This is a genomic window from Aeromonas sp. sif2416 (genome assembly GCF_019218665.1).
Classification (GTDB): domain Bacteria; phylum Pseudomonadota; class Gammaproteobacteria; order Enterobacterales; family Aeromonadaceae; genus Aeromonas; species Aeromonas encheleia.
This window is the reverse complement of record NZ_JAHUXC010000002.1, coordinates 346,251-358,422: the sequence shown is the minus strand read 5'-3', so window position 1 is coordinate 358,422 and position 12,172 is coordinate 346,251. Positions and strand designations below refer to the sequence as shown.

Below are 12,172 nucleotides of genomic sequence, written 5' to 3'. Positions count from 1 at the left end.
CCGGCGATAACAGCTTCCACGAAAAACGGCCCTCTCGGGCCGTTTTTTTATGCATGACTATTCCTAGCAGACCCAGGCTCGATGGCAGAGGGGTCAAAGCCCCGTCTGACGCAGGCCAGATGCGGCGCTGCCGGATGGCCGCCCCGCTCCCCCTGCCCCCTCAATGCTGCTCGACCTTCACGGCAGGCCCATTGGCGAGCACCTCCTGCATCTGCTGCTCATCGAGTTGATCGCAGTAACGGGCCACCACCAGGGTGGCGACGCCGTTGCCGATGAGGTTGGTCAGGGCGCGCGCCTCCGACATGAAGCGATCTATTCCCAGGATCAGCGCCAACCCGGCGAGCGGCAGGTGCCCCACCGCCGAGATGGTGGCCGCCAGCACGATGAAGCCACTGCCGGTTACCCCGGCCGCCCCCTTAGAGGAGATGAGCAGCACCACCAGCAGGGTGATCTGCTGGAACAGGTCCAGCGGCGTGTTGGTCGCCTGGGCGATGAAGATAGCCGCCATGGTCAGATAGATGGAGGTACCGTCCAGGTTGAAGGAGTAGCCGGTCGGGATCACCAGACCCACCACCGACTTCTTACAGCCGAGCGCCTCCATCTTGACCAGCATGCGGGGCAATACGGATTCGGAAGAGGAGGTCCCCAGCACGATCAGCAGCTCTTCCTTGATATAGGCAATAAAGCGCAGGATGCTGAAACCATTGGCCCTGGCAATACTGCCCAGCACCATGAAGATAAACAGCAGGCAGGTCACATAGAAGCAGGCAATTAACTGGCCGAGCTGAACCAGTGAGCCGATACCGTATTTCCCTATGGTAAACGCCATGGCACCAAAGGCCCCAATCGGTGCCAATTTCATGATCATGTTGATGATGCCGAAAATAACCTGGGAGAAGCTGTCGATGACATTGAAGATTAATTTCCCCTTCTCGCCGATATGGTGCAGGGAAAAACCGAACAGCACCGCAAACAGCAATACCTGAAGAATATTGCCACTGGCAAAGGCGCCGATCACGCTGCCCGGGATCACGTCCAGCAGGAAGGCGATGGTGCCCTGCGACTTGGCTTGCTCGGCATAGGCCGAAATGGAGCTGGCATCCAGCGTGGCGGGATCCACGTTCATGCCGACCCCGGGCTGCAGCAGGTTGACCACACACAGGCCGATGACCAGGGCGATGGTGCTCACCACTTCAAAGTAGAGCAGCGCGATGGCACCGGTTTTCCCCACCGCCTTCATGCTCTCCATGCCGGCGATGCCGGTCACCACGGTACAGAAGATGACGGGGGCAATGATCATCTTGATTAATTTCACGAAGCCATCGCCCAGTGGCTTCATATCCGCGCCGAGATCGGGATAGATATGCCCCAGACACACCCCCAGGGTGATCGCGAGCAACACCTGAAAATAAAGGCTGCTGAATATTTTCTTGTGCATGATTAACGTCCTGTTAATTAATTGACAGCGATATGGCAGAAATAAGCATGCAGGAGCCCGTAACGAGATATCACCATTCTCTCGCCTGCTTCATGCTATTTCGTCATCGTAACGGCGCCACTTTCACACGTTATAAAAAGCAATTAAGAGACATTAATCACACAACATATTTAACATCATTAACACCACAGCAACCATGATATATTTGATCGGTGATTTATTTTGGACCTTAATGAAAACATTCTGGATATAAAAATGCCCCGCATGGCGGGGCATTTTTCATCACGGAAGCTGAGCCGTGGATCAGATGGAGGTATCGAGGGGCTCGAAGCCCTTGATGAGGTCGTCGATCGCCTTCATCTGCTTCAAGAAACCTTCCAGCTTGTCCAGCGGCAGGGCGCTCGGGCCATCGCAGCGGGCCACTTTCGGATCGGGATGAGATTCGATAAACAGGCCGGCCAGGCCAACCGCCATGCCGGCGCGGGCCAGCTCGGCCACCTGCTCGCGGCGGCCACCGGAGGCGGCCCCCAGCGGATCGCGGCACTGCAGGGAGTGGGTCACATCGAAGATCACCGGATAACCGCCGGTGCTCTTCTTCATCACGCCCAGGCCCAGCATGTCCACCACCAGGTTGTCATAACCGAAGTTGGCGCCGCGTTCGCACAGGATCAGGCGATCGTTGCCGCACTCCTCGAACTTGTCGGTGATGTTCTTCATCTGGCTCGGGCTCAGGAACTGCGGCTTCTTGATGTTGATGACGTTGCCGGTGCGGGCCATGGCCTCCACCAGATCGGTCTGGCGCGCCAGGAAGGCGGGCAGCTGGATCACGTCCACCACCTCGGCGACCGGCTTGGCCTGATGCACCTCATGCAGATCCGAGATGACCGGCATGCCGAAGGTCGCCTTGAGCTCCTGGAAGATCTTCATCCCCTCTTCCAGACCCGGGCCCCGGTAGGAGTGGATGGAGGAGCGGTTGGCCTTGTCCCAGCTCGCCTTGAACACGAACGGGATGCCAAGCTTGCTGGTCACTTCCACGTACTTCTCGCACACCGCCATCGCCATGTCGCGGGATTCCAGCACGTTCATGCCGCCAAACAGCACGAACGGCTTGTCGTTGGCCACATCGATGTCGTTGATCTTGATATTTTTCTGTTCCATCTCAGGCATCCTTAATGGAGGGGCTTGGGGCTAAGATCCAGCGCGGCCAGCTGAGTCTTCAGCACGTCGGCCACCGGATCGTCCGGGCATTGTTCAATGAAGTATTCAAAGTCGTCGGCGGCGAAGCGGGGGCAGTCGAGCTGCTCGTAGATGAAGCCCCGATCCCGCGTCTCCAGCGGATCGCCTGGCTTCATGCGCAGCAGCAGCTCGCTGCAGCGCAGCGCCTCTGTCATGCGATCCTCCCGCAGCAGGGCTCCCTTGCTGACATTGAGCAGCCGCTCGATGATCTCCCACTGCCCGCAGGGCTGCAGATGGTCATCGCTCAGGGTCGCCAGATTGCCGAGGGCGCCGCGCAGCAGCAGCTCGATGTGGTGCCGGCTCAGCTCATCGCCGTTGAAGGGGTCCACATAGACCTCCCCCTCGCTGCCGGCGAAGCTCACCAGGAAGTGGCCGGGGAAGCAGATCCCCTCCACATCCAGGCCTATCTTGCGGCCCAGCTGGATGATGAGAATGCCGAGGCTCACCGGGATGCCCTGCCTGCGCGCCAGCACCTGGGCCAGATCGCAGTTGACGGCCGAGAAGTAATCCTGCCAGTCGCCCCGAAAGCCCAGGGACTGGTAGAAGCCCTGCAGCAGCTGGCGGCGCACCTCGTCACAGTTGCCCTCGGTAATCGTCTCGTCCAGCCAGCTATCGAGGTGGGCCAGCTCGGCCTCGCCAGAGCCGGTTCGACCCAGGATCTCGTCGCTGACGGAGAGCGCCAGCTCGGCCAGATCATGGGCCTCGAAGTCGGTCCATTCGTCCACACGTATCATCGTCATCATTCCTAACCGAACAGACTGGCCTGCTTCAGCACCGCGAGCTTGGCAATAAAGAACAGCCACCCCAGGGCTCCCAGGAAGGCAAACCAGCGGATGGTATTGCTGCGAGCCAAGCGCAGCGCCATCATGCCTAAGAATGCCACCACCAGGATGGCGGTCAGCTTCTCGCTGAGCCAGGGGGTGCCGTTGTTGAGCGGGTTAAGATCCAGCACCATGCACAGCAGCACGCCGGAGAGCACCACCAGCCCGTTGAGCCAGCCGCTCAGCTGCATGACCCCGCGGCTGTAAGCGCGGCCGGTGCCGCTGGTCTGAACCCAGTAAAAGCGCAGTATAAACATCAGCACCGCCGATGCTATCAGCATCAGATGCAGATGCTTGAGAACAACATACATAACCTGTCCTTGCACAAATAGGGCAGGCCCGGGCCTGCCCTCACTCAGGATTGAGCCAGGCACCCCAGGGTCACCCGCTCGTTATCGCCATAATCGCGCACGGTTGCCACCTGCTGGTAGCCATGCTGCAGCAGAAGTTGACGCACCGCTTCCCCTTGATCCCAGCCGTGCTCCAGCAGCAGCCAGCCGCCGGGCACCAGATGGGCCGGCGCCTGCGCCACTATGAGGCGGATATCCGCCAGCCCCTGCTCGTCCGCCACCAGGGCGGAGCGGGGCTCGAAGCGCACGTCACCCTCATCCAGATGGGGATCAGCCCCGTCGATATAGGGCGGATTGGAGACGATCAGATCAAAGCGCGGGGCCTGCGCCAGTGGCTCGAACCAGCTGCCGTCCCGCACCTCTATGGGCAGCGCCAGCGCCGCGCTGTTGTGGCGGGCCAGGGCGGCCGCCTCGGGCATTCTGTCCACCGCCCACACAGTCGCATCGGGCCGTTCGGATTTGAGCGCGAGCGCGATGGCGCCGGTGCCGGTGCCGAGATCCAGCAGGCTGCAGGGGCCGGCTGGGAGTCGGGCCAGCGCCTGCTCCACCAGCACCTCGGTGTCGGGGCGCGGGATCAGGGTGGCCGGGCTCACCTTGAGGGGCAGCGACCAGAATTCACGCTCCCCCACCAGGTGAGCGATGGGCTCGCCGGCCAGCCGGCGGACGAGCCAGCCGGCCAGGGTCGCCTGCTGGGCGCCATCGAGCTCGCGCTCCGGCCAGGTCATCAGGTAGCTGCGCCGGCAGCCCAGCAGATGGCAGAGCAGCGCATCGGCGTCGGCACGGGGGGATTCCCCGGAGGCCAGGGTCGCCATGATGTGCGCGCGGGCCTGTTGGATCTGCATCAACCGTTCTCCGCCAGGGCTATCGTGCCAGGAGCGCACGGCCGTCGGTTCAGCACTAGCTGTTTTCCGCCAGGGAGGCGAGCTGATCGGCCTGGTATTCCTGCACCAGCGGGGTGATCACGCAGTCGAGATCCCCTTCCAGGATCTCCCCCAGCCGGTAGAGGGTGAGGTTGATTCGGTGCTCGGACAGGCGCCCCTGGGGGTAGTTGTAGGTGCGGATGCGCTCGGAGCGATCGCCAGAGCCCACCAGGTTACGGCGGGTGCTCTGCTCGGCGGCGCGGTGGCGCTCGTCCTCGGCCGCCTGCAGGCGGGCGGAGAGCACCGACATCGCCTTGGCGCGGTTCTTGTGCTGAGAGCGCTCATCCTGGCACTCCACCACCAGCCCGGTCGGCAGGTGGGTGATGCGGATGGCGGAATCCGTCTTGTTGACGTGCTGACCACCGGCCCCGGAGGCGCGGAAGGTGTCTATCTTCAGGTCGTTCGTATTGATCTCGATCTGCTCGGCTTCCGGCACTTCCGGCAGCACGGCCACGGTGCAGGCGGAGGTGTGCACCCGGCCCTGGGATTCGGTCTCCGGCACCCGCTGCACGCGATGGCCGCCGGACTCGAACTTGAGGCGACCGTAGACGCGCTCGCCGTCCACCTTGGCGATCACCTCCTTGTAGCCACCGTGCTCGCCGTCGTTGCAGCTGACGATGGAGACGCGCCAGCCCTGGCGCTCGGCGTAACGGGAATACATGCGGAACAGATCGCCGGCGAAGATCGCCGCCTCGTCACCGCCGGCCCCGGCGCGGATCTCCAGGTAGCAGTTGTTGTCATCCTTGGGGTCGCGCGGCAGCAGCATCACCTGCAGCGCCTGCTCCTGCTCCTCCAGCGCGGCCTTGACCAGCGGCAGCTCCTCCTGCGCCATCTCGCGCAAGTCGCTGTCGGCGTCCTCCAGCATCAGCTTGGTGGTCTCCAGATCGTCTTCGGCCTGGCGGAAGCGCTGGAAGGCGTGAACGATATCTTCCAGCTGGGCATATTCCCGGGTCAGGGCGCGGTAGCGATCCTGATCCGAGGCCACGCCGGGCTCGCCGAGCAGGGCCTGAACTTCTTCGTGGCGCTCGATGAGGCCTTCCAGCTTTCTGATCAGTGACGGATTCATAAATCTTGTGTTCTCGATGGAGGTAGGGACGGCCGGCTGGCCACCCCGGCACTATGACTCTTGTGACAACCCCAGCACCTGCCGCAGTTGTGACAGCTTGTGGGCATCGCCCTGAGCTGCCGCCTGGCGCAAGGCCTGGGTCGGTGCGTGGATCAACTTGTTGGTGAGGCGATGGGCCATGGCCTTGAGCGCCTGCTCGGCGCTCTCGCCCTGCTGCAAGGCCAGCAAGGCGCGCTGCAGCTCCTCGTCGGCGACCTGCTGGGATTGGTGCCGGTAATCGCGAATGAGATCCACCGAGTGCTGGCTGCGATACCAGCCCATGAAGTCGTCGCGCTCTTCCTGCACTATGAGCTCCGCCTCGGCCGCGGCCTTCTTGCGGGTCTCGAGGTTCTGCTCGATGATGCCCTGCAGATCGTCCACCGTGTAGAGATAGGCATCGGACAGCTCATCCACCTCGGCCTCAATGTCCCGCGGCACGGCGATGTCCACCAGGAACATGGGTCGGCTGCGGCGGGCCTTGAGGGCGCGCTCCACCATGCCCTTGCCGAGGATGGGCAGGGGGCTGGCGGTCGAGCTGATGACGATGTCCGCCTCATGCAGGTAGTCCGGGATCTCTTCCAGGGTCATCACCTGGGCACCGAACTCCTCGGCCAGCAGCTGGGCCCGCTGCAGGGTGCGGTTGGCCACCATCATCCGGGTGACGTTCTGCTCGCGCAGGTGACGGGCCACCAGCTCTATGGTCTCGCCGGCGCCGATCAGCAGCACCTTGGTCTGGGAGAGATCGGAGAAGATGCGGCGGGCCAGGCTCACGGCGGCGAAGGCCACCGACACGGCACTGGCGCCGATCTCGGTATCGGTACGCACCCGTTTCGCCACCGAGAAGGATTTCTGGAACAGGCGCTCGAGGGATCCCTTCAGCGCCTCGGATTGCTGGGCATGGGCGTAGGACTGCTTGATCTGCCCCAGGATTTGCGGCTCCCCCAACACCAGGGAGTCGAGGCCGCAGGCGACCCGCATCAGGTGGCGCACCGCCTCTTCGTCCCGATGCTGATAAATGGCGGAGACCACCTCGGCCGCATCCAGCTTGTGGAAGGCCTGCAGCCAGTGCAGCACCTGCTCCCCCTCGCCGCGCTCCAGGCTGCAGTACAGCTCGGTACGGTTGCAGGTGGAGACGATCACCGCCTCGCTGACACCGGGCTGCTCCACCAGCTCACGCAAGGCGCGATCGATGCAGTCCGGGCCAAACGCGACCCGTTCCCGCAAGGCGACACTGGCGGTGTTGTGGTTGATTCCGAGGGCAAGCAGACTCATGAGTGGGTGGTGATCATTTCGTGCACAGGGTGTAAAGGCCGTCAATTGTACGAGAAAGGGTAAGTCTTTAAAAGCGATACGGCCGCCCCTTATACTGTGGCAAACCTCTTATCCGGAGCACGACCTTGTTCTTGCGTATTTTCTCCCTCGCCTGCCTGCTGTTGCTGGCCGGCTGTACCACCACCTCACCCCAGCGGGATCAGGTCAACTGGCAGCAGGAACGCGCCCGTCTCGAGCAGCTGACTCACTGGCAGCTGTCGGGCAAGATGGCCATCATCACCGCCCAACAGAAGGGCAGCGCCCGCCTCAACTGGCAACAGGATGGCGACGACTATCGCCTCAATCTGAGCAGCATAGTCGGCACCCACATCCTGGAGCTCTCCCGCAGCAAGGGCGAGGTGACCCTGATAGACAACGACGGCAAGCAGCACCAGAGCCAGGACGCCGAGGCGCTCATCTATCAACTCACCGGCTGGAACATCCCGGTGCAGGGGCTGCCCGAATGGATCAAGGGGCTGCCGGGCAAGGCCGAGTTCGAGCTCAATCCCGACGCTAGCCTGGCCTCGGTGCGGGATGGCCAGTGGCAGATCGTCTATGGCGACTACCGGGATCAGGCCGGCTATCGCCTGCCCCATCTGCTGACCATGACGGGCCAGGGCAGTCGCCTCAAGTTGCAGATCAACCAATGGACCCTGACCCCCTGATGGCCGCCGCTGACAAGCGCCCGTCGATGACGGCGATCCGCTGGCCCGCGCCGGCCAAGCTCAACCTGTTCCTGCACATCAATGGCCGTCGCCCGGACGGCTATCACGAGCTGCAGACCCTGTTCATCTTCCTCAGTCACGGCGACTGGCTGGAGTTCGATCCCCTGCCGGACACCGACTTGCTCACCCTGAGCCCGGCCATCCCCGGCGTGCCCGATGAACAGAACCTCATCATCCGGGCAGCGCGGCTATTACAAAACAAATTGGCCAGCCCGCAGGGGGCCCACATCCGGCTGGAAAAAAACCTGCCCATGGGCGGCGGCATCGGCGGCGGCTCCTCGGATGCGGCCACCACCCTGGTGGCGCTCAATCACCTCTGGCAGGCGGGTCTGAGTGAAGACGAACTGGCGGATCTCGGGGTGCAGCTCGGGGCCGACGTGCCGGTGTTCGTGCGCGGGCGGGCCGCCTTCGCCGAGGGGGTGGGTGAGCGACTGCAACCGGTCGAGCTGCCGAGCGCCTGGTATCTGGTGCTCAAGCCCGATTGTCACGTGGCGACGGCCGCCGTGTTCCAGGATCCGGACCTGCCCAGAGCCACGCCCAAGATGGCATTGCCCGATTTGCTGGATAAAAAGTGGCTGCTGGAGGGGAAGTGGAAAAACGATTGCGAATTGCTGGTGAAAAAGCGCCACCCCGAGGTTGCCAATGCGCTCGGCTGGTTGCTAGAATACGCGCCGTCAAGAATGACGGGCACTGGAGCCTGCGTCTTTGCTCAATTTGAAGACGAAGTGGCTGCTCGGAAGGTGTTGGCAAGGGTGCCGGAAGGCTGGGATGGGTTTATCGCCAAGGGCGAGAACATATCACCACTCTTCGTCACATTGCAACAAGTCAGTGATTGGGGTATCGCCAAGCGGTAAGGCAGCGGGTTTTGATCTCGCCATTCCTAGGTTCGAATCCTAGTACCCCAGCCATTCTCTTGGTGATTGAGATGGGCATATCGATGACGGTCCGGGGAGCAGTGAAGAGGCTATCTCATTCCTGTGTCCGGGTTCATTCCTCGATACCTCAGCAAGACACCACAGACAAGAAACTGCAAATGCAGCAACTGTCGACTTGTGACATCACCTGGCCGGTGGCAACCTAGGGTGGCCCGACCCGTCAACGCGATAATCGTTTGCCCAAAGACGATACGGGTCTAAATCAGACCCTCCACATACTGGATGCAACCCCGAGGTTTCAAACCGTGCCTGACATGAAGCTGTTTGCTGGTAACGCAACGCCGGAACTAGCCCAGAAGATCGCAGATCGCCTGTTTATCAAACTCGGCAATGCTGCCGTAGGTCGCTTTAGCGACGGCGAGATCAGCGTACAGATCAATGAGAATGTACGTGGTGGCGATATCTTCATCATTCAATCCACCTGTGCCCCGACCAACGACAATTTGATGGAATTGATCGTCATGGTGGATGCACTGCGTCGTGCTTCAGCTGGCCGTATTACTGCCGTTATCCCCTACTTTGGTTATGCCCGTCAGGACCGCCGCGTCCGCTCCGCCCGTGTGCCCATCACCGCCAAGGTCGTCGCCGACTTCCTCTCCAGCGTGGGTGTGGACCGTGTGCTGACCGTTGACCTGCATGCCGAGCAGATCCAGGGCTTCTTCGACGTTCCGGTGGATAACGTGTTCGGCAGCCCTGTGCTGCTGGAAGACATGCTGTCCAAGAACCTCGAATCCCCCGTGGTTGTATCGCCGGACATCGGCGGCGTGGTGCGTGCCCGTGCCATCGCCAAGCTGCTGGACGACACCGACATCGCCATCATCGACAAGCGTCGTCCCCGCCCGAACGTCTCCCAGGTCATGCACCTGATCGGCGACGTGGCTGGCCGTGACTGCGTCATCGTCGACGACATGATCGATACCGGCGGCACCCTGTGCAAGGCGGCCGAAGCGCTGAAAGAGCGTGGCGCCAAGCGTGTGTTCGCCTATGCGACTCACCCTGTCTTCTCCGGCACTGCCGTGGAAAACATCAAGAACTCGGTCATCGACGAGCTGATCATCACCGACTCCATCCCGCTCACCGCGGAGATGAAGGCGATCGGCAAGGTCAAGCAGCTGACCCTGTCCACCGTGCTGGCCGAAGCCATCCGCCGGATCAGCAACGAAGAGTCCATCTCTGCCATGTTTGAGCATTGATAGACCCTGTTGTAACAAAAACCGCCGACTGGCGGTTTTTGTTTTTCTAGCCCAGTACGGTATTGCCCTGCCCCGACAGGTTAAGGATCCCCCATGAAGTGCTCGCGTCTCCTGCTACTCCTCCCCCTCTGCACTCTGCTCGCCGCCTGCCTGCCCGGCAAAGAGAGCGCCCCCTTCACGCTGACCCTGGCGCACATGAACGACACCCACTCCCAATTCGACCCGGTCAATGCCGAGCTGAAGGGAGCCATCTTTGGCAAGGAGAGTACGGATACCCTCTACAGCCGCTTCGGCGGCTACCCCCGGTTGCTGACCATGGCGAAGGCCTACCAGGCGGAGGCGCTCACCAAGAATCAGCCGCTGTTGCTGCTGCACGGGGGCGACGCCTGGCAGGGCAGCGGTTACTTCAAGCTCAACGAGGGGATGGCCAACGCCGAGCTGCTGAGCCAGTTCGGCTTCGATGCCATGGCGCTCGGCAATCACGAGTTCGATCTCGACAGCCAGAAGCTGGCCCGCTTCATCGAGGGGGTGAACTTCCCGGTGCTGGCCGCCAACCTGGATGCCAGTGCGGATCCGGATCTGAGCCAGGCCCGCAACCTCAAGCCGTTCGTGGTCTATGCCTTCGATGGCAACCAGAAGATCCCGCTCACCGATCTCAGTCACCTGCCCGCAGACAAACCGCTGGTCGCCGTCATGGGACTGGTGCTGGAAGACATGGCCAACATCTCCCCCAACGTCGGCAAGCTGCGCTTTCGCAAGGAGGTCGACGCGGCCCAGGCCACGGTCGACCTGCTGCAGCAGAGAGGGATCAACCACATCATCGCCCTGACCCACATCGGCAACCAGCGCGATCTGGCGCTGGCGGCCGAGGTGAACGGGCTGGACGCCATCGTCGGCGGCCACTCCCACAGCCTGCTCGGCGACTTTGGCAACATCGGCTGGGGCAACGGCGGGGAATACGCGGCGCTGGTCACCAACCCGGACGGTGTCGGCCTGACCTGCGTGGTACAGGCCGGCGCCTACGCCCAGGCCATCGGCCTCGCCCGCCTCAGCTTCGACGCGCAAGGCCGCGTCATCGCCTGCAACGGCCAGAACCGGCTGCTGGCCAGCCGCGACTTCTTCGCCGATCCGGCCCGCCAGCAGAGGCTGGACAAGACCCGCAGCCAGCAGGCGGGCAAGTTCATCGACGCCCAGCCCAACCTGGTGACGGTGGATGAAGATCCACGGCTGCGCGGCATCATCGACAGCCACTTCAAACCGGCGCTGGAGCAGGCGTTCGGCCCCGTCATCGCCACCCTGCCGGCGCCGCTGCAAAATGCCCGTCGCCCCGGTGACAACGGCAGCGACAGCCACGGCTCCGCCGTTGCCCCCCTGGTGGCCGAGGGCCAGTACTATTGGGCCAACCGCCCGGCGGTGCAGGCCCTGACCGGCGGCCCGGTCGACTTCGCCCTGCTGGCGGTGGGAGGCGTGCGCGCCGATCTGCCCGCCGGTGAGCTGCGCGAAGGGGAGCCGGCCCTCAGCCTGCTGCCGTTCAAGAATCAGCTCGCCGTGCTGACCCTGAGCGGCGCCGAGGTGCGTGCCCTGCTGACCGAGACCATCACCGCCACCCTGCCCGCCGGCGCCCACGCCGGCAAGTTCCCCTATGGTGGCCAGCTGCGTTACACCTTCACCGAAACAGTGCCGGGCAAGAGCGGCTCCCTGACCCGGTTGCAATGGCAGACGGCCGAGGGGCAGTGGCAGGATCTGGTCGATGAGCGGCGCTACCGGGTGGTGATGAATGCCTACAGCGCCAACGGCAACGACGGCTGGCAGGCACTGGCCCGTGCCCAGCAGCTGCGGGCCGAGCGGGTGGATCTCGCCTGGGTGGCGGACCAGCTGACCGCCTTCCCGGTCCTGCAGGTGGTGCAACAGGGCAATCAGCTGAGCGCCCGTTACGCACCGGGCCAAGCGCTCGACTGCCAGGCCGAGACCGTCAACTGCGGCACAGATGCGGCCTCCTTCGTGCAGTACATAAAGGAGCAGCGCCCGACCCTGACCGCCCTGAGTGAGCCCGTCGTCACCCTGCTGCGGGCCAAATAAGCAGGCACCGGCCACGACACAGGGCAAAAACGGGCCGGGGCGAGGCCCGTTTTTTGCGG

Annotated in this window: 11 protein-coding genes and 1 tRNA gene; 5 read left to right on the top strand and 7 right to left on the bottom strand. The window is 62.9% G+C overall.

The annotated features are described in order from the left end of the window. Positions 1-160: 160 nt before the first annotated feature. The 7 genes from KW821_RS05020 to hemA all read right to left on the bottom strand — a co-directional run bounded on the left by KW821_RS05020 (position 161) and on the right by hemA (position 7,142). Positions 161-1,438 carry a dicarboxylate/amino acid:cation symporter gene (locus KW821_RS05020; protein ID WP_218290637.1) on the bottom strand — a complete coding sequence of 426 codons (1,278 nt, stop codon included), beginning with the start codon at positions 1,436-1,438 and terminating at the stop codon, positions 161-163. 303 nt (positions 1,439-1,741) lie between these two features. Then, on the bottom strand, positions 1,742-2,596 hold the full coding sequence (gene kdsA, locus KW821_RS05015; RefSeq protein WP_042652662.1) for a 3-deoxy-8-phosphooctulonate synthase: 855 nt from the start codon (positions 2,594-2,596) through the stop codon (positions 1,742-1,744). Positions 2,597-2,607: 11 nt separating this feature from the next. Beyond that, a complete protein-coding gene (locus KW821_RS05010) occupies positions 2,608-3,408 on the bottom strand; it encodes a SirB1 family protein (RefSeq protein ID WP_042652663.1) in 801 nt (266 codons plus the stop codon). An 11-nt stretch (positions 3,409-3,419) separates the two neighbouring features. After that, the gene (locus KW821_RS05005; RefSeq protein WP_218290636.1) at positions 3,420-3,806 is read right to left on the bottom strand and encodes a SirB2 family protein; all 387 of its coding nucleotides are present in this window, start codon (positions 3,804-3,806) and stop codon (positions 3,420-3,422) included. Between the two features lie 44 nt (positions 3,807-3,850). Continuing rightward, positions 3,851-4,687: a peptide chain release factor N(5)-glutamine methyltransferase gene (gene prmC / locus KW821_RS05000; RefSeq protein ID WP_218290635.1), complete on the bottom strand. Its 837-nt coding sequence runs from the start codon at positions 4,685-4,687 to the stop codon at positions 3,851-3,853. A 55-nt stretch (positions 4,688-4,742) separates the two neighbouring features. Next, positions 4,743-5,831 carry a peptide chain release factor 1 gene (gene prfA / locus KW821_RS04995; protein WP_218290634.1) on the bottom strand — a complete coding sequence of 363 codons (1,089 nt, stop codon included), beginning with the start codon at positions 5,829-5,831 and terminating at the stop codon, positions 4,743-4,745. A 51-nt stretch (positions 5,832-5,882) separates the two neighbouring features. After that, positions 5,883-7,142: a glutamyl-tRNA reductase gene (gene hemA, locus KW821_RS04990; protein WP_042652667.1), complete on the bottom strand. Its 1,260-nt coding sequence runs from the start codon at positions 7,140-7,142 to the stop codon at positions 5,883-5,885. A gap of 125 nt (positions 7,143-7,267) precedes the next feature. Here hemA and lolB point away from each other — a divergent pair, with 125 nt between their 5' ends. The 5 genes from lolB (at position 7,268) to KW821_RS04965 (ending at position 12,113) form a co-directional block, all read left to right on the top strand. After that, the gene (gene lolB, locus KW821_RS04985; RefSeq protein WP_042652668.1) at positions 7,268-7,846 is read left to right on the top strand and encodes a lipoprotein insertase outer membrane protein LolB; all 579 of its coding nucleotides are present in this window, start codon (positions 7,268-7,270) and stop codon (positions 7,844-7,846) included. A gap of 26 nt (positions 7,847-7,872) precedes the next feature. After that, entirely contained in the window at positions 7,873-8,760 is an 888-nt protein-coding gene (gene ispE / locus KW821_RS04980; protein ID WP_218290823.1) for a 4-(cytidine 5'-diphospho)-2-C-methyl-D-erythritol kinase, read from the top strand. Next, positions 8,740-8,814: transfer RNA gene (locus KW821_RS04975), tRNA-Gln, on the top strand. Before ispE ends, KW821_RS04975 begins: the two co-directional genes overlap by 21 nt. Before the next feature lie 272 nt (positions 8,815-9,086). Continuing rightward, positions 9,087-10,034, top strand: coding sequence for a ribose-phosphate pyrophosphokinase (locus tag KW821_RS04970; RefSeq protein WP_042652671.1), 948 nt, complete (start codon positions 9,087-9,089; stop codon positions 10,032-10,034). Between the two features lie 93 nt (positions 10,035-10,127). Further along, positions 10,128-12,113 carry a bifunctional UDP-sugar hydrolase/5'-nucleotidase gene (locus tag KW821_RS04965; protein WP_218290633.1) on the top strand — a complete coding sequence of 662 codons (1,986 nt, stop codon included), beginning with the start codon at positions 10,128-10,130 and terminating at the stop codon, positions 12,111-12,113. The last annotated feature ends 59 nt before the right edge of the window (positions 12,114-12,172 follow it).